The 23,913-nt window shown below is 41.0% G+C and carries 12 protein-coding genes; 5 read left to right on the top strand and 7 right to left on the bottom strand.

The window, feature by feature from the left end; genetic code table 11:
- Window positions 1-19: 19 nt before the first annotated feature.
- The 7 genes from AC3WS5_RS03670 to AC3WS5_RS03640 all read right to left on the bottom strand — a co-directional run bounded on the left by AC3WS5_RS03670 (window position 20) and on the right by AC3WS5_RS03640 (window position 12,131).
- Window positions 20-1,627, bottom strand: coding sequence for a glycoside hydrolase (locus AC3WS5_RS03670; protein ID WP_492465868.1), 1,608 nt, complete (start codon window positions 1,625-1,627; stop codon window positions 20-22).
- 262 nt (window positions 1,628-1,889) lie between these two features.
- The gene (locus tag AC3WS5_RS03665) at window positions 1,890-4,502 is read right to left on the bottom strand and encodes a bifunctional YncE family protein/alkaline phosphatase family protein (protein WP_492465867.1); all 2,613 of its coding nucleotides are present in this window, start codon (window positions 4,500-4,502) and stop codon (window positions 1,890-1,892) included.
- 41 nt (window positions 4,503-4,543) lie between these two features.
- Complete coding sequence (locus AC3WS5_RS03660) at window positions 4,544-5,788, bottom strand: hypothetical protein (protein WP_492465866.1); 1,245 nt, start codon at window positions 5,786-5,788, stop codon at window positions 4,544-4,546.
- A 12-nt stretch (window positions 5,789-5,800) separates the two neighbouring features.
- Window positions 5,801-7,258: a SusD/RagB family nutrient-binding outer membrane lipoprotein gene (locus tag AC3WS5_RS03655; protein ID WP_492465865.1), complete on the bottom strand. Its 1,458-nt coding sequence runs from the start codon at window positions 7,256-7,258 to the stop codon at window positions 5,801-5,803.
- 145 nt (window positions 7,259-7,403) lie between these two features.
- Window positions 7,404-10,535 (bottom strand): SusC/RagA family TonB-linked outer membrane protein, encoded by a 3,132-nt coding sequence (locus tag AC3WS5_RS03650; RefSeq protein ID WP_492465864.1) that lies wholly within the window; start codon window positions 10,533-10,535, stop codon window positions 7,404-7,406.
- A gap of 18 nt (window positions 10,536-10,553) precedes the next feature.
- Window positions 10,554-11,489, bottom strand: a complete 936-nt coding sequence (locus tag AC3WS5_RS03645; protein ID WP_492465863.1) for a FecR family protein — start codon at window positions 11,487-11,489, stop codon at window positions 10,554-10,556.
- Window positions 11,490-11,558: 69 nt separating this feature from the next.
- Complete coding sequence (locus AC3WS5_RS03640) at window positions 11,559-12,131, bottom strand: RNA polymerase sigma factor (protein WP_492465862.1); 573 nt, start codon at window positions 12,129-12,131, stop codon at window positions 11,559-11,561.
- Window positions 12,132-12,424: 293 nt separating this feature from the next.
- Here AC3WS5_RS03640 and AC3WS5_RS03635 point away from each other — a divergent pair, with 293 nt between their 5' ends.
- The 5 genes from AC3WS5_RS03635 to AC3WS5_RS03615 all read left to right on the top strand — a co-directional run bounded on the left by AC3WS5_RS03635 (window position 12,425) and on the right by AC3WS5_RS03615 (window position 23,903).
- Window positions 12,425-16,531, top strand: coding sequence for a hybrid sensor histidine kinase/response regulator transcription factor (locus AC3WS5_RS03635; RefSeq protein WP_492465860.1), 4,107 nt, complete (start codon window positions 12,425-12,427; stop codon window positions 16,529-16,531).
- 316 nt (window positions 16,532-16,847) lie between these two features.
- A complete protein-coding gene (locus AC3WS5_RS03630; protein WP_492465859.1) occupies window positions 16,848-19,979 on the top strand; it encodes a SusC/RagA family TonB-linked outer membrane protein in 3,132 nt (1,043 codons plus the stop codon).
- A 30-nt stretch (window positions 19,980-20,009) separates the two neighbouring features.
- The gene (locus AC3WS5_RS03625; RefSeq protein WP_492465858.1) at window positions 20,010-21,488 is read left to right on the top strand and encodes a RagB/SusD family nutrient uptake outer membrane protein; all 1,479 of its coding nucleotides are present in this window, start codon (window positions 20,010-20,012) and stop codon (window positions 21,486-21,488) included.
- A gap of 68 nt (window positions 21,489-21,556) precedes the next feature.
- Window positions 21,557-22,621 (top strand): glycoside hydrolase family 130 protein, encoded by a 1,065-nt coding sequence (locus AC3WS5_RS03620; RefSeq protein ID WP_492465857.1) that lies wholly within the window; start codon window positions 21,557-21,559, stop codon window positions 22,619-22,621.
- Complete coding sequence (locus AC3WS5_RS03615; protein ID WP_492465856.1) at window positions 22,614-23,903, top strand: MFS transporter; 1,290 nt, start codon at window positions 22,614-22,616, stop codon at window positions 23,901-23,903. Before AC3WS5_RS03620 ends, AC3WS5_RS03615 begins: the two co-directional genes overlap by 8 nt.
- Window positions 23,904-23,913: the final 10 nt, after the last annotated feature.

Here is a 23,913-nt window from a genome sequence, read left to right as displayed (position 1 = left end):
AAATGGTTTTTATGACGATTTATTTGTAATTACTTACAACAGTAACTACGGACATAGCCGGAATTTTTATTTTTTCCACACTCGCTACCGACCTCTTCAAGTTGTTTGAAGCTGATGTGGTATAGACCTCAACCCGTCTCTTTAGTTTACCGATATTCTTTTTAACATCAAGACTCAAGGTCGTTTCACTATTTTCCAGATTTACAATTACAACAACAAGCTTTCCTGAATGAGAATCTTTATAGGCGGATGCTAGTAAGGATGAGCGTGAAGACTCGTTAGACCCGAATGATTCATTTGAAAGTTCTATCCTTTTCATTCCCGGGCGGATAAACCGAGAGAAATTTCCCAGGCACCACAATTGTTTTGAATCCACAACAATTCCATCCTTCTTACATTCGTTCACGTTTATTTTTCCGGAAGGTGCATTAATATAAACCAATGCATCGCTGTAATCATACGGACTCACAGCAAGCCACCACTGCCAGGAAGCCGCGTTCATAAATGTAAGGTCATGATGGATGACCTTGGCAACATACAGTCCATAATCAATTCCCGTATTCCTGGGGCTCCCATTATATTGATCGCAGATATTTCCCAAAATACCAAATTCGGTTTGCCAAACATGTATTGGTTGCAGCAGGTCTTTAATTTTTTCAGCTACTTTAAGCCTCTTATTAATCATGATACTGTCAGGGCATGTGGAGAAATAACTGTGCGTCGAAATGACAGGTGCAACATTTGGCAGATCACCTATATAATTATCAGACTTCGGAGAAAAAAATTCCTGGATCTGGTCACCCCGATCGTCCTTATTGTTCCCCGTCAGATAATCAATTTGTCCCGCTTCCCCAATAACGACATCAGCTTTCTGGCCTTTTAAATGAGGAGCAATCAATCTTACAAGTTTCGACGCTTCGTGATTCGTTACTTGGGTACCTTCCTGGCTTGCCCCTTCGGGTCGTCCCCAGCTCCATTGGGGTTCATTAATTGGGCTCAAAAAATCAAATTGAAAATGAGTTGTTACATCGGCCAGGAACCTGGCATAATCATCCCACTTCCCATCCGCGATATTCATATGTGGGGTACCGAAAGGATTATAGGCTCTTTGATTTTTTGTCATAAAGACAGGAGCAGACAATGAAAAGCCGAGCGTGAAAGGAACACCTCTTTTTCTGGCAGCTTGTAAAAACCATTGTTGACCAGCTTGCTTGGCCCAGTTATAGTCACCTTTTTCATCCAGAAAACATTCTTCGCGGCGCCAATCGGTCTTGATGCCACTTGAGTCTCCTTGTTCAAAGCTGCCCGCGCCTATGTTAAACCTCCAAAGGGACAATCCGATCCCTTTTGGAGAGCCATCCGGGTATTTCTCCAAACTGAAAAGCAAATCGGCTATTTGGTTCTTCTTCTCTGTGTCTTGCCATTTGCCAATAAACTTTGTAGTCCAGCAATCTGAAGCTCCAAATGAGTGAATAGTTTGTTTCTCGTTATCCGGATCTAGAATAATGCGTGTAATAATATTAACGGGACTGCTACTTGAACGTCTCGGTTCCCTGGTTGTTGCTTTTTGTTCAAAACTGCTAACAAAAGAGCAAATAAACAATATAACAAGAAGCATATTTTTCATCAGCACCGTTTTGAGTTCTACCGGGCCCAAAATTCGACTTTCTAGGTTTTAATGCCCTAGACATTCTTATGAATCTTATGGATTATACTATTATGTAGGTGTAGCCTGTTTTGGACGGGTACCTTTGGAGCAAAGAGGGGAGCTATGCCGATGGCTGGTTTAAAGTGCTGCAAAACGACATTTCTCGTAAACCCAATGAGGACAAAACTCTCAAAGAGCTAAAAGAAATAACAACGCAACCCGAGTGAAAATATCTAAATATCTATTTTTTTAACTCCAGATGTTCAGGATAATGGCTGTCATATCCTTTTACAGAGTACCATAATATCCGGCTCAACAGGCCCCCATCGCTGAGGTCATAATCCTCCAGTGGTATTTCCATCGATTTTTTAGCCCAGTAGCTTTGCTTGCCTTTTAAAGTCGTCAATTTAGGATTCATTTCATTAAGCGGTATTCTATTGGGTCTGGCTTTGTAAGGAGTGAAGTCAGGCCTGCCGGTAAAACAATCATACATAGGATTTGCAAGAAGGTCGAATTGTGTCATGGGCGTAAGACCAAAAATTAGTTGAATGGTCCTTAAAATGCTGTTCTGGTTGTACATGGTGCTAATTACGGAATTACGCTTGGTATAAGGACTTATACAAAACGCCACGGTTCTTCTTCCATCTACATGGTCTAGTCCCGCTTGTGCATCGTCTTCTATAACAAAAATTACGGTTTCCTTCCAAAATTTACTGTTGCTTACAGCTTCCACTATTCGCCCAAGTGCCAAATCATTATCAGCCACCATTGCCCTGGGAGTCGGATAATTTTCATTCGTTCCCGCCGTATGGTCATTAGGCAATAACATCATCATCAGGTTAGGGAGATTATTATTTTTTTCAAACGCTTTAAGCTCTTTAATGAAAACATCAGCGCGGTAAATATCCGGTACTGTCTCTGGAAAACCTATAAAATCCTTGCAAATGTAAGGCGCCAGGGTAGTCAGCTCTGTTTTCGCTTTTATTTGGGCCATTGGCCTGCCATTCACAAAATTATTATAATGGTCGGTCCATTTCAATCCTTTGGGCTCAATCTCCGCATCCACGAATTCGCCATAATCTCTGAAACTATACCCCCCCTGCAAAACCTTATCCCAAATAAACCCGGAAGAAGCATAGGCAAGTGGGTCTTCCCCCGCGCAGCATGGATAACTTCTAACGAACCCCCCGAAGCTTCTTTCAATATAATCTGTCGCAATTCCCTCATTTGTCCACTGATGCCCGTCTGCGCTGTTTACACCATTGCAATACGTATTGTCCAGAAGTACAAATTCTTCGGCCAGCGCATGTGCGTTGGGAGTTACCTCGCTGCCGAATAAGCACAACGAAGAATCGCCGTTCCCACGTTTTATATCTCCAAAAACCTGGTCGTAAGTTCGGTTTTCCTTTATAATATAAAGCACATGCTTGAATACTGACGGTTCGCCGAGATTAACAGGAACTGGTACCGGCTTAATATTTTTCTTTGCTGCGGACAAAAGGGTCTCCATATGTCGGACCCTCATCGTCCGATAGGCTTTTTCATTGTATCCCTTTAATTTATCAGGACCAGGAACACTAAGAAAGGTAATAGATCCCATATGATCGTGAGAATTCAAACCTTTTCTGTCTGGCCGCTGATTCCTGCCACCTATACCTTTGATATTCGCCACGACCAGTTGATCTCCTGCCCTGTTGATCAAAATAGCCCCCGGGTACCAGCCGGCTGGAATAAAACCAGATAAAATATTTTCCTTAAGATCGAAGACTCCTATGGCATTATTACCTCCGTTGCAAATGTATAGGACGCTGTCATTAGGGGAAATTGCAATCGCGTTGGGGCTACTACCCAATGGCAAGCCATCGGCAGGCTTTGCACTAATGTATGTCAGAAACTGATCATTATACGTATCAATCACAGATATATTATCACTATTCGAATTTGCTACATACAACTTCTTTTGATCGTTGGAAAGGACCATGCACCCGGGATGTAAACCAACTGAAATCTCTTTTACAACTTTATACCTGTTTAGATCGATAACAGAAACGGTCCCCGAAGAAGCGACTCCTGTCCTTGAGCTCACAACAATCGGACTCCCTGAAGAAGTGGCGATCTTGTCGCTGGTCAACGGCCGTCGGCCACCGAAGTTTGAAACATATAATTTGTTTCCTTTTTTCACGACCGTAAATGGCGCTACACCAACGGCTATTTCTTTTTCCACTTTTTTTGTCCGCATGTTTACGATGCAGATGGAATTATTCCTGTTAAGGGCAACGTAACAATATCCGGATGACTCATCGATAAAGAATCCCCCTGGATAAGGGCCTTTCTTATCAATGACCGTCAGTCCGCCAGGGTCCAATCCTCCCTTATCTTCGACCAGCAACTTTGGAAGGTTGATGCTGTCCGTCCATCTGAACACATTATCAGAGGATCGTGCTGCACCCATTAGAAATCCCCTTGTATCCGTGACCCAAACTTTTTCGTTTTGCCCGCTGCCCGTCCAACTTAATCCTAAAAAAGTATTACCTCCTGAAGGTAACCTCAGGGTTTGTATAATATCCTTTTTCACCGCATCAAAAAAAACGAGTGTGTTCATATTCTTTACAGCAATCAGCGACTCATCTTTATTGAAACATACATCCAGCGGCCTCCCGGGGAAAGTTATTGTTTTTCCTTCGGGATCTATTAATTGTGAAGTCGCTACAAAAAATGAACTGTCTGGAGTTGGCCCAACTAAAGTATTCTCGCTTGGTTCCGCACCACTTTTCCGCGGGTAAGTCGACTCTGAACAATGAGTTAAAGTGATGGTAACCAAAATCAACATCAAGCCTGAAAAAATCTTCTGCATCTGTGTTATTTAATCGCTTAAAACAAATGGGATATTTAAAATTATAAAAATCTGATGGGTTGACTAAAAATTTGTTCACTGATTTCATCAACAGCTTCCACCCGAACAAATTTAATCGCCTGATCTGCTGGTATATCGTACGCTATTTCTTTTCCATAAGCTTTTTTTTCAACCCCTTTATTGGTAATGATTATTAGCTGGCTTTCCTTATTTACTGTCGCTACCAATTTACCGTCAGATAATACGATCCCAGTAAACGCCAGGCCTGTGCCATTTATCGCACCCCAAAAAGCACCTGACCTGTAAGCTTTTAAACATTCGTGTTCAGTAAACCTGGGTACCAACAGAATATTTCTGCCTCTGCCAAGCGCGTGATCGGGGACAAAAAAACCCAGGCATCTTCTGTTGCTACTCAACACTTCATCCCACATTTTTAAGGCCCATCCTTTTCCGGGATCACCATAACCTGTTGCACAAGTATCATTAAATATCTCAATTCCAAGAACACGCTTGTCAAAATCCAGCATACTGCACACTTCATTAAAATCCAAATAAGACCAAACAGGGTGATTGATCGTCACACCACCCCCATCCTTGAAAAGCAACTGGTCCAGCATTTCCTTAAATGCACTCTCCCACGGGAGCCCTGTCCCATAAAAATATCCGTGTTCCAGCGTTTTAAACCTGCTATGGGCATCAAAAGTCCCGCTACTGTAACGCGAACCAACCCCGTTAGCATGGAGTGATGAGTTCGTGAATCCGTGATGTTCGGCATTTGGAGAAATAATAAGATTAGATGGAATATTTGTGAACACTTTTTCGCCTAATTTAAAAGGCAGTTGTCTTTTTTCTTCTTCCGCTAAGCCATTGAGCCATTCAGGATCACTCATAATTATCTTGTTCCAGTCGAACCGGCCGTTCTGCAGTTTGGCATCCTGCCACTTTTGCTTCCCACTTCTACTAAAATCCCCCCCTCTCATAATCGCAAAATCCTGGCCTACTCTAAATTGGTTTTCCCGGATGGATCCCGCTGGGTAATACGGAGCGGAAGGGTAATAATTTGAAATTGGGATATGCCTTAACCCAAACTGATTATAAACCTTATCCAGCTTACTTTGACTACCGATATGAATGTGCGAAGTTGAAGGAACAGGTAAAACCGTTTCCCAATTGATCCCTTCATATGGGTTATCGATCGTTCCACTTTTAGCAGCTCCAATTATTGGGAAATTAAGGATAACGGCCGCTTTTGAAATATTACTAATGAATTTTCTTCTTGTTTGCACGATACTTAATTTTTATTTATCCCACCAAATTTTTGTTGTCGTCAAATCTGGCCCTTGTCTTTCTATAGCCTTTTTAATATGATCCCCATTGATATTCGCTTCCGTATTGGGATAGGGCAATCTTCGGGGTATTACGTTAACGGACTCATCAAACTTCGGATAACCTGAGCGCCTCCAGTTAGCGTACGTTTCATAAAAATTGTAATGACTCTCAATCCAGTATTGCGTGTTGATTTGTTCCAAAGCCTTCTGGGTATTCGAAGTGTTGAGGGCCTGCTCACTGACATATTTCTCCATAGCTTCGTTTGGAATTTTATAATTGCCCCCATAAATTTCCAATTGCTTCATTGCCGAGCGAATTCCGTCAGCGTAATATTTTGATGCATCTTCTTTTTTTAATTCCGGTACGATCCCCTTCAGCGCTATCTCGGAAAGCATAAACAAAACCTGGGCATAGCTCAGGTGCATATACGGCGCATCGTATTTACCGAATGTGGCCTTGGGCGATACAGAGTATTCCTTCAACGGCCTGGGAACGTCATTTGTTGGCGAGAAAGCAGGTACTCCGAGCTGTTTGGAGGCAGTAGTGTCCCCGTTGGGGAGTACGGAGTAGATATATATCCTGGGATCATTATTGGTTTTCAGATTCGCAACAAAAGGTTCTGAAAGTTTCCATGAATCGTAATATATGAAAGGTGTGGGCCATCCGTTAGAAATCGTAGCATAATAGGTATTGGGCTTATAGAAAACCACAAAATTATCCGCATTGCCCCTAAACAAACCACCGTTTATAGCAGTACTTATCCATTTTGCAGAATTAGCTGGATCGGCTTTATAGATGCGTAAAGCAAGACGAAGCATAAAACTATACGCAAACTTTTTCCACTTGTCCGTATCACCTTTATAAACGACATCTGCTTTTGCATTCAATGGCTTTGTTTTATCGAGTTTCTCAGCGGCATCTTTGAGTTCCTTGAGCATATCCTGATAGATCAGTTTCTGATCGTCATATTCAGGCTGAAAATTCCTATCAATAAACCCCTTTCCCGCATTGAAGTAGGGAATATCGCCGTACACATCGGTTAACTGATGAAATGCATATGCCTTTAAAATCCGTCCGACACAATTGTAATTTATAAGGTCTTTTGAATCCTTCGTACGGTCAGTGAAGTCAACCAGGCTCTTCACAGCGTTGGAATACTGTGTTGTGAAGTGATAGTCTTTACTTGTACCAATAGTAAGGTTGTTGAAATTTGTACCGTAATTTCCAACCTGGTACATTACCTGGCCGATAATAGTGAGGCTGGTATAATAGGCCCAATCGATCATCGTTAACTCTATGGTCGGCAAATAATTATCCAAAGTTGGAGTCTCGGCTAGATCCGGGCTTTTGTTTATCGACTCAAAATTTTTAGAACAGCCTGAAAATAACAAGGCTGACAATATAATTAAAGACACTTTCCTTTTCATGCGCTTAGTTTTATTTTTTTCTTAATCACCTTCCTTCGGGAGGTAAACTTACCTGCCTATCGGCAGAGAATACGCCAAATAATAATCCGTTGTTTTCAAATAAGCCCTCGTTCAAGGCTATTTCATGCTTTATCTTAATTTATTATTAAAGGGTTACGTTTAGACTTAATCCATAATTGCGAACAGACGGATAAACTGTTGCCGCAATGCCCTGAGCGTTGCCGCTCACAGTATTGCTTTCAGGATCAATGTTCGGGGTCTTCTTATAAAGAATAAACAGGTTGCGACCAATAAGATTTAGAGAAGCACTCTTGATCCTCGCTCTTTGTACAAGATTCTGCGGAAGCCTGTACCCTATTGAAAGTTCTCTAAATTTTATAAAACTGGCGTCATATACGAAATTACCTGTGAAACTCGCTACCCTGCTGTAATACGAAGGAATATTAGTCACTGGAATCTGAACTCCAAGGGGGTTGCCATCCTTATCGATCCCATTTACGGTCAGACCATTTTCGCGACCTTCCAGGGTAAGGATATTCTTGCCCATGCCCATTGCAAGAGCATTGATTTCCGAATAAATTTGGGCTCCGAATTTTGAATCGATCATAAAATTCAACAGCCAGTTTTTCCAACTAAGCCCGCTGCGTATCGAAGCTATTTTATCATAGTATCCAGTTCCCAGGTTGAACAACTCACCGCTATTCAACGGGAATCCGTTTTTATCATAAGTTATCTGGCCGTTGGCGCCAAATTTATATCGGTATCCAAATATTTGCCCGTAAGGTTTCCCCTGTTCCACGTTAACAAAAGCGTTTCCTGTTTTTGATTCTGCCAACTGAATTTTAGTAATCCCCGAGCCCATGCTCGTAACCTTATTCTTATTGTATGAAAAAACGCCTATGACGTTCCAATTGAGATTATCATTTCGGATAATATTGTAGGTTAACGAAGTCTCAATACCGTTATTTGAAATTTCACCAACATTCAAAATCGCATTGTTGTACCCTGAAGTAATGGATATATTCGTCGTAACGATGTCCTGCCTTGTTCTTCGGTTATAATAGGTAAAATTCCACACGATCCTGTTTTTGAGGAAACTAAGGTCCGTCCCTGTTTCATACTCCGTTGAAATCAGGGGTACAAGGTTGGCATTGGGGACCGTGCTTACACCGATCCTCTGCAGGCTCACTCCATCATAAACGTCCCTGTCAAGCCTGTAGGAAAGGTTTAAAGAGTAGGGTGAGGCACCACCGCTCACCTGAGCGACGGAACCCCTGACTTTAGCAAATGATAACCATTGAGGATATAAGTCCTTATTCAGCACATAGCTAACAGAAGCTGACGGATAAAAAAGGCTATTATTATTCAAGGGCAACGTAGAGAACCAGTCTTTTCTTCCCGTAAGTGTAACATATAGAGATCTATATGCCAATTCAGTATTAAAAAACAGAGAATTGATCCTACTCCTCGAAAATCCTGTCGATGGGTATTTTACGCTCAGGTTATTAATCGTATAAATATCTGGCAGAACAAAAACTGTCCCGTTGATATTTGAACTTTTGTACAGTCTGTTATAGATATTGCCTCCAACAAAAGCACCAACTGTAAAATCTTTGGCGATTCTGCGGGAATTTGTCCCAAATATCAATTCATAATTTTCCTCGGCATTCCTGATCTCGGTTTGACTCATCCCGCCGCCTTTTGGTGACCAGATAACACCGGAAGGAGTATAGTCCATTTCAGCATAATTGAAGTAATCTTCAAGTATCCTGCCTTTTCCGTAGAGCCATTTGGTGAAATCATACTTTACTTCTACAGCGAGATTCACTCTTCGGCGCTGATCTTCCTGGTGAATCCGGTTGATCACGAAATAAGGGTTAGTGGGAATGCCCTGATTATTCAAACCAATTTCCCTCATGGTCGAATCATAGCCAGGCTGAAGATCCAAAACGTTCACATTTGTTGGCAGATACAACATGGTATAGTGAACGTTTGAATAGTTTCCCCCAATGCGTTGCCTGTTTTTAGCGTTCTCTACGCTATATCCGATGGAAGTATTTACGCTCAATCGTTTATATACGGTATTGGAGTTAAAGGATAAACCCATTCTCTTAAAGCCGGAATTAGGGACAATGTCACTATTTGTCAGATAAGATGATGATAACCTGAAGTTGGAGTGCTCATTGCGCCCCATCAACGAAAGCGTATTGGAAAAAGTACTTCCATTTTTATAAAAGTTGTTCATATTGTTTCGCTGAGCAATATAAGGCCTCATTTGCCCATCAAATTGAACAACAGAACTTCCGTCTAATTTACCTCCCCAGGATGAAATAGAAGACAATGCATTTTCTTTTGAGGTCGGAGGCTTACCGTTATTGCCTTGCCCATATTCATATTGCCAGTTTGTGAAGTCACGCACCTCGTCAACCGTATAGCTCGCGTTATAAGCTACTTCCATCGTATTTTTCCCTAGGTGATTGCCCGACTTGGTAGTAACAAGTATTACGCCCGTAGAAGCCCTCGATCCATAAAGTGCAGCCGCTGCATTTCCTTTTAAGACCGTTATCTCTGCGATGTCATCGGGATTGATGTAAGTGAGTCCGTCCCCGTAATCGACACCTCCGCCCCCACTGGGTACCGCATCTCCTATGATTGCTGAGTTTACAGGAATACCATCAACCACCCAGAGCGGCTGGTTATTGCCTGAAATAGAAGAAATACCTCTTATAATAATTCGCTTTGAGCCTGCTGCGCCGTTCGCAGTATTACTGACATCCACTCCTGGTATTTTTCCTGCTAAAGAGTTTTGTATATTAACGGATTTAATATCACTTACGTCATTCCCTTTTAAAGTTTCAACAAGATATCCGGTTTTCCTCAGGTCTCTTTTGATATTGAGTGCCGTAACGACCACGTCCTCCAAAGTATTTGCCTGTTTTATCATATCCACTACCAGAGAATTGTTGTCGTTCGGCTTGATCTTAAAATCGGCTATAGACTTGTTTCGGTAGCCAATCGAAGAAAATTCAACATTGTAGGTCGCGTCTACAACCAGCTCACTTATCAAAAACAAACCATCTTTTCCCGTTACCGTAGTTTTTGCAGTATTGGATTGATCCAGCGGAGTTGCCACAACTGTGACGCCCGCCAGGGGTTCACCTTCTTCCCCTTTTACCATACCCCTCAATCGTCCTATATCCTGGCTGAATAGTGGGATCGCCGTGAAGAACATAAACATCAATACCAAAAATCGCTTTAATTTGATTCCTTTTCTCATCCTGATCATATTTAAATTTTATTCAACTCTTTTGATCACTGTAATGGTGCCTTTTTTGTTAGAAAATTTCAAATCATTGAGTAAGCATACACTATTGATAGCATCTTTGAAGCGAGTGCCCTTTTTTATTGCCCCCGAAAAAGTCAATGAGTCCACCAGTTTTTTCTCAACCTCAATTATTACCCGATACTCCTCGCCGATGTCATCCAGAACTTTGCCGACGGGTGTCTGTTCGAATAAAATATCCTTTGATGAAACACTGTTTTCGTCAAAGACCTTGGCCAGCTCCATGTCAGCCCCCGCCTTTTTTTTTGCTCCCGTTTGACTTGTATTAAACTCGATTGTCTTTCCGGGCAGTAAGTAAACTTCTTCAGAGGGATTTCGAATACTGTTAATAACCTTTATCCTGCCCTCAACAAGATGTACAGTTATTAAATGGTTTCCGTCCATGTTGACCGAAAATTTGGTGCCTAAAGCCACAGTTTGAATACCTTGCGCATCAACAATAAACGGGAGCCTTCCTTTCTTAACATAAAACATCGCACGGCCTCTTATCAGCACAAGGCTCCTGTTTTTTTGGTTGTAATTTGAGTCTATTTGGATCTCGCTACCCGGCCACAGATTGACGACGGAACTATCAGATAGCACTGCGGATTGCGTATTAGTTGTATTATTGCGAATGTTGTATGAATAAACGCTGGCGCCATTTAGCGACTCGCCAGGTTTGTCCCCGGCAACGATATAGAATAGCGCAGCCGACAGAAGGAGAATGAAACTAGCCGCAATCGAAAATACGATTCGGATAGTCTTTTGCCTTTTCCTGTATTTGATTCCATCTATCTTTATCCCTAACGATCCATGAATGTTTTCAAGCTTTTCTTGCAAGTCATCCTCAACTTCGTTTCCAATGCTGGTAAAATATTGTTCAAAAAGTTCGAAAAAATTAATTCTCATAATAGGGCCTTCTACTAAATAAACACTCAGAAAGACCGATCTATTAGTTAAATAAATGTAAGCGAAAGGTTACGAAATTGTAAGCTGAGAAAAATAGTGAGCCGATGCTACAATTAATATATAGGAAAGTGGGACTGCACTGTTAGGATACCTTCGGAGTATATAGCTCTTGATATCATGTATTGATTGGCTGAGACAACTTGTAACTGACTTCGTAGAAATACCCGTGATGGAAGCTACTTCATCGATGGATTTATTCTCGACCTTTACGAGCGTGAAAATCTGCTTTTTACGTGCTGACAAATTATCTATAGCTTCCCTGATGACCTTTAGTTGCCAGTTAGTAATTTCTTCGGTATCAAATTTGTCCACTTCCAAATTGTTAAGTTCTGGCAAATCTTCGATGCAGATAATATCCTTGATATGGTTTCGTTTAAGATAAGTAATGGACTTGTTGAAACTGACAACAAAGAGCCAGGAAGCCACGTTTGAAATGTCAATTTTTTCCTTATTACAATATAGCGCCAAAAATACTTCCTGCAAAATATCTTCTGAGGCATGTTTGTCTGAAATAATCTTCACTATATTTTTGTAGATGGGGGCACTATATAAGGAATAAACGTTGTCAAACCATGCTTTCATTTAAATAGGGTTTGGCTCCAAAATTATGGTCCGTATATTAAGCAATCGTGAAATTGCTTCGCTTCAATCAAATAGACTATTGGCATGGGAAATGCGCTAAATCCAGGGTGATCGCCTGATGCACTGGGTTATTCAATAATAAAGGGCAAGCTAAATTGATACCTCAGTTCAATCTATAAGAGATTGAGACACAGAGCAAATATATTGATTTTCTATGCTTACCTTGCAGTGAAAGCTTAGGCCATTTTCGAGTCAAAATTTTTTTAGGATACGGATATCTTTAAAAGATTAAAATGGGTAATATCAATAGATTGCTAATTGCGTTAGTAGTTACAATTGTTATAAATAATATTCTCTGCGCACAATCTGCAGTAGATTCTTTCTATCTGCAGCAATATAATAATACAAACGGGTTGTCTAATAGTTCGATCAATGATTTGATTACGGATTCGAAAGGGCTTTTATGGATTGCAACATGGGATGGCTTAAATATTTATAGTGGTAGCGCCTTTCACGTTTTAACTCAGGATATTAACCAAAAGGGTGAGGGATTAAGGGGTAATGTGATACAGAATCTTTCTGAAGATAAAAGAGGAAGTATATGGATCACCACGGTCGACGGCGTTTCGAGGTATGATAAAAAATCGGGGGTGATCAGTAACTTTTTTAGTGATAACATCCAGAAAGGCGTTGTGAGTGAACACGAATACCAGTTGGCAATTGACACTTCAGGCAAAATATATTGCTACAGCGGCCATCTCGGGCTTCAGTATTATGATGCAAGAGCTAATATATTTAAAAGAGCGGGGTTTAATTTTAAAGAGTGGCCGATAAAGATCGGGTTTGACCAGGAAAACAGGTTGTTTGTCCTGGGAAAAGACAAGACACTTTCGGTATATATAATACAAAATAATCGCCTGATTCGTCAGAAGACCGTGAGCAGAGATGTTGTCGATCTTTTTCTGTGCAATAAGGAGCTTTTCATAACAACAACCAACAAGCTCCTCTTAAGAGTTGACCATACTAAACTTACCCAATTATGTAAATTACGCGGTAATGTAAATGCTATTCTATTATATAAGTCGAATTATTTGCTGGCCATGGAGGGAGGAGGTCTTGAAGTTTATGATAACGACTTTACCCCTTCCACCTTTTTAACAGGGATAAAAGATAAGTTTTATAATACAAAAATTTCATCTCTGGCGATGAGCGACAACGATATCTTATGGATTGGTACCGATGGGAACGGCTTACTCAAAATGTATCCCAAAACAAACTTTTTTGATGTTGTTCACGTATCCGGGGGTGAAAATAAATTTAATTACTCCGTCAGGGCTTTCGCAAAAGTAAATAACGATTTATGGGTTGCCACAAAAGGAGGTGGTATCGCCAACTATGGCAACTTGGAAAGAAGTCAGGCGAAACACTTGTACACTTCGCCGGGCTCTATAGACAACAATGCGGTGTACTCCATGAAATGGGGTATTGATAATCTTTTGTATATAGGCAGCGATGGCAGTGGGATTTCGGTGTATGATATAAAGTCGGGAAAGTTTTTCAAATGGAACCAGGTTGATGGCTATTCAAAAAGCCTTGAGTTTAGCTCGGTCTATGCCTTTTTTCAGGATAAAGACAGCTCGATTTGGCTAGGCACAAGCGGTTTTGGGTTGCTACACATGAAGATTATACGTAAAAGCAACAATAGCCTGTCTCTATTATATGTTAAGCAATACAAATCATCAACAACAGGATTACCCAGTGATATTATTTACACTATTTCCGCTTCGGATGATAATAACCTTTGGGTTGGATGCCGTTATGGTGGATTGAGTTTGTTTAATAAGCGAACTGAAAGGGTAAAAAATTTCAAAGCGTTCACTTACAAAGGGAGTCTTTCTAACAATGATGTGCTCTATACTTTTTCCGATAGTAAAAAGCGCCTTTGGGTGGGTACGAGTTATGGATTAAATATACTATCTGAAGTTGATGCGCTTAAGACCAACCCCGTATTCAGAAGAATAACCATGCAAAATGGCCTTCCGAATAATACCATCCATGGCATATCAGAGGACAATAACGGTGATATATGGGTTAGTACAAATAAGGGCATCGCAAAAATAAGCCCAGGCGATTTTAAGGTTACATACTATCAATTGGCAGACGGATTGCAAAACAATGAATTTAGCGACGGGGCGGTATTCAAGGACTACAATGGGCGTATGTTTTTCGGTGGCATTTCGGGGTTCAATCATTTTTATCCCGGAAATATTAAAAATAGTGAGAAGATCTATAATCTGCTCATTTCCGTCGTCTCAATAGGCGGTAGTGCTGAAAACGCGAGTAGTTTAATGGTTGTGAATCCGGGCGTGAAAAATGATATCCCGAACTTTTCGGTAAAAAGGAATAGTAATTATTTCGAAATAGAGGCTAGTGTAATCAATTTTATTAATGCAGATAAATGTGAATACTCCTACTTTCTTGAGGGCGCCGATAACGATTGGCATTACACAAAAAATGATGGTAAAATAGCATACAATAATCTTGCACCGGGAGCTTATCTGCTAAAAGTGAAATGGAGTAATGGCGAGGGACAGTGGTCACCGGAAACCAGATTGATGCATTTTGAGGTGCAGCCATACTTTTTACTGTCAGTCTATATGAAATCGTTATACTTTTTGTTGTTAGCAATATTGGGCTATTTTTATTTCCGGTACCGGAAAAACAGACGGGAAATTAACCAGAGGCTGGAAATGGAAAAAGTGTTGCGTACTAAAGAAGAGGAAATTCATCAAAACAGGATCAGTTTTTTCACAAATATCGCGCATGAATTGCAAACGCCTTTGACCTTGGTTATGGGGAGTTTTGATCAATTTATGGAGAAGAGTAATATTACCGTGAAAGCAAAGGGCGAAAGCAATTATTACTTTTCCATGATCAGGCAGCAAGCCGCAAAACTTACCTATCTATTGCACCAGCTATTTGAATTCAGACGAGCTGACACAGGGTACCTTAAGAATCGGTTTAGTTATGTCGATATAAGCGGTTTTCTTAAAAATCTTGCTGAACCGTTTGAAGCATTGAGTCGTAAGGAAGAAATTTCATACCGGGTGAAGATTTTGGGAAATATTGCCGGATGGATAGATAAGGATAAAATTGAAAAAATTGTTTTCAACTTGCTGTCGAATGCATTCAAATATACGCCTAAGCGCGAAAAAATAATTTTTTCAGCCAGGGAGAATAAAGCTGCTATTGAGATTGAAGTCTTTAATTCAGGAGTCTTGCTTGAAGACAATGAGATACAAAATCTTTTTGAGAAATTTTATACGGTAAATAGTCCTGCCAGTTTTGGTAAATATGGCACAGGTATTGGACTTGCGTTTACCGCACAGCTCGTTTCGTTGCTGCGTGGAAAAATAGGTGTATTTAATACTAGCGAGGGTGTTTGTTTCAGGGTGGAACTTCCGATCTGGAAAAATAATGAACTACCTGTAGAAAGTAAGACCGGCGAAATAAGTGATGAGCCCTCCCATTTATACAGGGCAATTACCGATTTTACCGAAGCTCAAACTTCATCTTCTGCCATCATAAATAATAAGAACACAGTTATCGATCAAATTGCCGGTGAAAATCGGGATGTTATTGTCATCGTTGAAGATGATCACGATCTTAGATTTTTATTAAGGGATATTTTATCTAAAGACTACGTCGTTTACGAGGCAGGAGATGGGGTTAAAGCGATCGGTCTTATTAATCAATATATGCCGCAACTGGTTATTTCAGACGTTCTGATGCCTAATATGGATGGGTTGGAATTGTGTAACCGGATCAAATCTACGACAAGCACTTGCCATATACCGGTCTTGCTGTTATCGGCAAGAAGTGCCGAAGACCAGCATATTGAAGGTTATGAAGCTGGGGCGGACGCTTATATATCCAAGCCATTCAATGCAAGGTATCTAAAGATGAGGGTTAAAAAGCTCATCCAGTACCAGCAGAACCTGCAAAACCTGTTTCAAGGCGATAAAATCGTCAGCGCAATAGGAAGCGGCACTATTAATAATAATGATAAAGAATTTCTTGAAAAGATTTATAGGATCATCGAAGAAGAACTTTCAAGTCCGGAATTGAACGCCGGAAAGTTGGAGAAGGAGTTATTTATAAGTAAAATGCAGCTCTACAGGAAGCTGAAATCGCTCACCGGAATGACGCCGAATGAGTTCATTAAAAATATCCGTCTGCAAAAAGCTGCCAGCCTGCTTTCATCCTCGGACCTGCCGATCATAGAGGTTTTTTACACTACCGGATTTAATAACCAATCCTATTTTTTTAGAGAGTTTAAGAAAAAGTACAATAGTGCCCCCGGTGAATACCGGGATCAGCAGAAATTACAAACTAATTGATTATCAACTAGATATATCTACTGTAGTTTGTAAATGTCACCGGAGTATAGTTAATTGATACAATAGTGCACCTAAACGGAATCGTTCGAATGTAGTTTTGGTGAAAACTATTCTAATGCTCTTGCATGTCAAAACGATTTCCTTAACAGCCAGTCATGAGTCCATACGTGCGTTGATTTACCGGCCGCTGATTTTGGTTTTAGACCAGGATTTCAGTTTGTCGGATTTCCATCCGTGACTATAGATTCATTTCCTCGACGAAACTGTCGTTTTTAATATACTCAAAGTCTTTTCACACTATTTAAAATAAACAGATATGGAAAAACAACTAAAAGGGGATTTGTTGGATCAGAAACTGCAATGGGGCTTAAAAATTGCCTTAAGCCTGATTGTAATTCTCTGGTCGTTTGTTGGTAATACCCAGGTTGGCACTAAAGTAATTAATGGTAAAATTACTTCACCCTCCGGCGAGCCGCTTGTTGGAGCCACTGTCACTGAGAAAAACACTACCAACAGCACCGCTACCGATGCAACGGGTAGCTATAGCCTTAGGATCGCCGAGAATGCCACGGTCGTCATTAGTTTTGTGGGCTATAACAGCCATGAGGTAAATACGACCAATTTGCAAAACTATGATTTCAGCCTGGTGCAGGCTGAAAACTCTTTGGGCGATGTTGTGATTGTGGGTTATACCTCACAACAGAAAAGATCTATTACAGGGTCAGTTGCTACTGTTGATATGAACAGCTTATCTAAAACAAGGATTGCAGATGTGTCACAGGCATTGCAGGGACAGATACCCGGTGTTTTTGTAGCTGCAAATACCGGCGCCCCCGGAGACGGGATTCAAATACGAATCAGGGGTGAAGGCACACTAGGCAATAATGATGTTTTATATATTGTTGATGGAGTGCCCACAAGAGACATTTCGTTTCTAAGCCAGGCAGATATTAAATCGATGTCTGTTCTAAAAGATGCATCTGCGACGGCAATTTATGGTTCAAGAGCGGCAAGCGGCGTTGTTGTTATAACAACAAATAGCGGAGCAAAAGGCAAAGCCAATATTAATGTTGATTATAATGCAGGCTTCTATCGCGCTACTAACCTGATGAAAATGCTCGATGCCAATCAATATCTTACCGCTAAGGATCTTGCCTGGCACAATACGGCCGGTAACAGCGCCAGCGCCACGAGCCCGTATGCGCAATTGCGTAACCGCAGCGGTTTGGCAAACACAGATTGGCAGAAAGAACTGTTTAACACAGGAATTTCTCATAATGTACAGGTTTCCGCCAGTGGTGGTTCCGATAAAGTTCAATACCTTTTATCGGGCGGATATTTTGGTCAGGACGGAATTATCAAAGAGCATAATGATCAGTATAAAAGGGTAAATTTTAGGGCCAATATCAATGCTGATCTTTCAGACAGGCTTAGGGTGGGTACCAATTTGCAAGTAACAAATGCTGTTCAGGATAAACTGTCATCAAGCGGTGATGCTCCCGGTATCATTCGCCATGCGATGTTGCGCCCTCCTGTTATACCTGTTTACAAAAGCACAACCGATCCATCCTATTCAGCAGCAAATCCGTATACTGACTTACCCTTTTATGCCGATAACTTAGCTGCAAACGGAGGTAAGTGGAATGGAGCGCAAAACTTTCTTGAATTTACTTCTAACCCAATGGCTATTGTGCATTTTACCAATGATAAAATAACCAATTTCAGGACGTTTGGAAATGCATTCGCAGAATATGCCTTTCTTAAGGATAAATCTTTAAAATTGAGATCCAGTTTGGGGGTTGATATAAATTTTAATTACCAAAAAAACTTTGCGCAAAACTTCGGAGATAATGATGGAGGAGGAGGTTCATTATATGCCGGCATGGGGAGGCAAAACAGACCAACAAGCCTTGCTGAACTGAGGGGGCAAACAAACACTTTCACTTTTACAAATACTTTAAATTATATCAAAACGCTTCATGAGAAGCATAATCTGAACGTTTTGTTGGGGCAGGAATCAATCGAGAATAAATATGATTTCATAAATGCGAGCCGTCAGGGTTACGACAATACTTCTCGCTCTTTTCAATTTTTGGATTATGGCGGCACCACTTTGTTGTGGAACGGTGGTACGCAACCCAATAACTGGAAATTAATGTCGTTTTTCGCATCGGCCACGTACGGGTTTGACAATAAATATTTCCTAACGGCCACAGCCAGAGAAGATGGGTCCTCGAAGTTTGGGGAAAACCATAAATGGGGCTTTTTCCCATCCATTGCAGCGGGCTGGCTTATTTCGCAGGAAAACTTTATGCGAAATGCAGATTGGATATCAAACCTGAAGTTAAGGGCAAGCTGGGGTGTTTCGGGCAATCAGGAATTACCTAATGATGCATATCAAACCGTTGTCTCGCAGGTAGGTGGGGTGGTAAATATCACCCGATATGGCAATCCCAACCTGAAATGGGAGGCCACAACCCAAACTAACATTGGGTTAGATCTTGGTGTTCTTAAAAACAGGATTTCTTTATCGGCAGATTATTTTGATAAGACAACGAATGACATACTCCTTGCCGTTCCGCTACCTGCTGTATCAGTTGGTGTAATTCAAAGCACTTACATAAATGCAGGATCTGTGAATAATAAAGGGTTTGAGTTTGCTTTAAAGTACCAGAACTTCGATCATGCATTCAAATACAGTATTAATGCAAATGGTGCTACATTAAAAAACGAAGTAACTAAGCTTTATACGTTTGTCCCTTCTATTATTAATAACACGAACCACACTAAAACGCAGGTTGGACACCCGATAAACGCTTACTACGGATATCAGTTCGATGGTATTTATCAAAATCAGGCAGAGATTTCCAAAGCGCTTTTCACGAATACTAATGGTGCCAAACCCGGTGATATTAAGTTTAAAGACATTAACGGAGATGGGCAAATTGACGATAACGACCGGACATTTATAGGTAACCCTGTCCCCAGATTCAATTATGGTCTTTCTTTCTTTTCTTCTTTCAAGAGATTGGATTTTTCGTTTCTGTTTCAGGGGGTTCAGGGCGTGGATCGATATAATGATTTGAAACAGATCCTGAACTATGATACCAGACCATTTAATTCTACCACAGCAGTATTAGGTGCCTGGCACGGCGAGGGGACCTCTAACACAACGCCCAGACTCACATTTAATGATAATGGCGGCAGTAAAGTCTCAAGCATATTTGTGGAGAATGCATCTTACCTACGGTTAAAAAATGTAGAGCTGGGATATGCTATTGACGTGTCGAAGATTGGGATAAAGGGGCTTAGACTTTATGCGTCCGCTCAAAACCTGTTAACGGTTACTGATTATTCAGGATTAGATCCCGAATCGACATCACTTAAAGATCAGGGGACCTATCCGCAAATGAAGGCCTTTATGGTTGGGGCTAAAATCAGTTTATAATTGTTTCTTAATAATCTAATGCTATAAAAAATGAAATATAAATATACCTTATTCATACTGTTTTTCGTCGCGCTCGTGGCTGGATGTAAGAAACAGTTGACATCTGAATCAATTGGGTTGTTAACGCAGGACCAGGTAAATGCTGCGCCGACAATCACGACGGTTGAAACTTCGGTGAAATCGTCGTATAGATTGTTATCAAATACACTGAATATTTTGGGCAACTGGGATTGGGCAGGCGGTTTAGTGTTTCAAAATGACATTGTAATATCCGATATCGAATCTGACGACATGGAAAAAAAATGGGCGGTTGATGGCGACCAGCCCTGGATGGATGATATCAATAATTTTACTTTTACAGCGTCAAACGGAGGCCCGAATGGTTTGTGGAAATATGACTACGAAGGCATTAAAAGGCTGAATATAGCTATTGGCTTTTTAAAGAATCCTGATCTGGAAAAATTAACCGGTATCACCACAGCCCGCAAAAATCAGTTGCTGGGAGAATCCTATTTTTTAAGGTCCTATTATTACTTTTCACTGGTTACAAATTTTGGGGACGTACCTCTTATTACATCCTCAGTTGAGTCCTACCAGGAGGCTTTCAAAGTTGCCGTAAGAGTAGGGAAAGATACTATTTGGAACCAGATAAAATCGGATCTTACTACGGCAATCGGCTTGCTTCCTAATGCCAAATACAGCTCTGCTACTGAGCCTTGGCGGGTTTCAAAAGGGGCAGCCATAGCATTGCAGGCAAAAGCGGCTTTATACACACAAAAATGGAGTGAGGTATTATCCTTAGTCACCCAGTTGGAAAACACAGGATTTTACAGTCTCAACACCAATTACTTTAGCAGTTTCAACACTGAATTTACCGACAATGAGGTGATCTTTGCTTATAATCACACAAGCCTGCAAAATCCCTCGAACGGAAATGGGATTTGCGCTGTTGCAGGCTGGGGGTTCTTTGCTCCCAGTACGGATTTTCTGAACTCTTTTGAGCCCAATGACCCAAGAAAACTATATACCGTAAATGTGGCAAGCCAAAATCCAAATAAGTTATTAGGTTCTATAGACGGGACAAATAAAGGGAACGACGATGCCCCGAACAATAAGATTTTAATTCGTTATGCTGATGTACTTCTTTGGAAAGCCGAAGCTGCCCTGGAAACTGGAGACTTTACAACTGCAGTTTCATACATTAACAAAATAAGAACAAGGGCAAGGAATACCGTTACTGCTTTAGGTACGCAACCACCTGCCGGTACGCTGCCGGATAGGGCGGCGTCAACCGATAAAACTACGGTTAAGGCATGGCTGGTATCTGAACGTCGCGCAGAACTTGGTTTCGAGAACCAAAGAATGCCGGATTTAAAGCGCTGGGGAACTGCTAAGGCGGTGATGAATGCGCTTGGAAAGAACTTTCAGGCTAAGCACTATTTGTATCCCATTCCACAAAGCGAAATTGATGCTTCTGCAGGAACGCTTACGCAAAACCCCGGATACTAACATTATACTCAAAAGGGCTATAGACTGATTAGCCCTTTTATTTCTCTAAATAAAAATAGATTCTACTGATGCAAGATATAGCTAAAAGATTAGCTCAGAACCCCATATTGTTTCCTGCGGACCTTAAACCTAGCTTAGATGGACTCGAAATCACATCTCTCTTGAATCCTGGCGTATTCAGTTTTGAAAATAAAATATGGATGCTGATTCGTGTAGCGGAAAGGCCAACGCAAAAGGAGGGTATTATTTCTTTTCCAATTCTCACGGGCGATGGGGCAATGCAAATAATAGAAATTGATATGTCGGACCCCTATTTAGATGCCTCTGATGCAAGGGTCATTAATTACAAAGGCGCCGATTACCTGACTACTCTTTCGCATCTCCGGCTGGTATGCAGTGAGGACGGCATTCATTTCTATGAGCCGGAAGGCTACCCGAAACTTGTTGGCGAATCTAATCTCGAGGCCTACGGTATTGAAGACTGTCGAGTAACGCATATCGGTGACTCCTTTTTTCTCACTTACACTGCGGTTTCTGAAAACGGGGTGGGTGTGGGATTGAGAGTTACAAAGGACTGGAAAACGTTTGAATCGCACGGCATGATCATCCCGCCGCATAATAAAGACTGTGCCATTTTCGAAGAAAAGATTAATGGTCTTTATTACGCATTACACCGGCCAAGCAGTGTGGAAATAGGCGGTAATTATATTTGGCTGGCCTCCTCGCCAGACGGACTGCATTGGGGCAACCATCAATGTATTGTAAAGACAAGAAAGAAATCGTGGGACAGTGCTCGAGTGGGCGCGGGAGCGGCCCCAATTAAAACTGAAAAAGGCTGGCTGGAGATATATCATGGCGCGAATGAAAGTCACCAGTATTGCCTTGGGGCTTTTTTGCTTGATCTAAATAATCCTGCCATTGTTTTGGCGAGAACAGACGATCCAATTATGATACCCTCAACGTCGTATGAGTTAAGTGGTTTCTTTGGCAATGTGGTCTTTACTAACGGCCACATTGTTGATGAAGATGGCGATACGCTGCATGTGTACTACGGAGCCTCTGATGAATATATATGTAAAGCGGATTTTTCAATAAAGGAAATTTATTCACTTTTAAGATTTAAGGATGTTTAGAAAGTTAATGAGGGAGGTTCAGCATTTTAAGCAACAGCCGCATAATTTTAAAATACTGGTGTTAACTAATTTGGTTTATGCCTTTGTGCTGCCGGTTATCGACATATTTGTTGCCGCTTATGTAATGCGTAGTTCTAACGATCCAAATAAAGTAGTAATATATCAACTTACAATTTACACCGGTATTCCGTTAACTTTTTTGTTAAATGGGGTTTTATTGAGGCATTTTAGTATCCGGAAACTGTATTCTGCAGGCATGATGCTTAGCGGTGTGTCGATGATAATCATGATGTCTTTAAAATCAATAGATCTGGTCGGCATTGCGATAGCGGGTCTCACTATGGGATTGTCTTTTGGATTTTACTGGGCTAACCGGGATTATTTGGCACTGTCAATTACAAACGATAAAAATAGAAATTACTATTACGGCCTCGAGACTTTTTTTTACACTATTATTGCCGTTGTCATTCCGGTGGCTATAGGATGGTTTATTGAGTCACAGGGTAGCAGCGTAAAAGTAAAGAACGCTTATCTTATTATAACTGGAATCGTTTTTGCTATAACGATCATTGCTTCGATTATATGCTTTAGAGGTACTTTTCAAAACCCAGTTGAAAAAAAGTATATCTATTTCAAATTTCATCCGCTTTGGTATAAATTATTGGCTCTTGCGTCGCTTAAAGGCCTGGCTCAGGGTTTTCTGGTAACAGCGCCCGCAATGTTAATCATGTTGTTGTTGGGAAAAGAGGGGGCTTTAGGTACCGCACAATCTATTGGCGCTGTTTTAGCCGCATTCATCATGTATATTGTTGGCCGTTTATCAAAGCCATCCGATAGGGTAAAGATATTTGCTGTGGGCCTTTCGTTGTTTGCCCTTGGTGCTATTTTTAACGGTGTTCTATTTAATAAAACCGGGGTGGTTATATTTATTCTTTTACTACTTATTGCAAAGCCATTGATGGACCTGGCTTATTTCCCCATTCAGTTCAGGGTGATTGATATCGTTTCTAAAATTGAAGGTAGGAGCGAGTTTTCTTATATTCTTAATCACGAAGCCGGGCTATATATAGGCCGATTTGTGGGCGCAGGTACGTTTTTGTTGATCGCCTATTTGGTATCGAATGAGGCGGCATTGCGTTATGCTATCATAATTATTGCACTTTTGCAACTAAGCTCGATTTTCGTGGCCAGGGTTATTATAGCGGATGGCAGGAGACTTCCTGGTGAAGAGAGCGAAGTCGCGGATAAAATTGATCACGGTGCTGATGAAAAAATTGCTTAAACTTAAATAG

The organism is Niabella sp. CPT15-335-S11, assembly GCF_058792415.1.
This window is presented reverse-complemented; position numbering and strand designations above follow the sequence as displayed.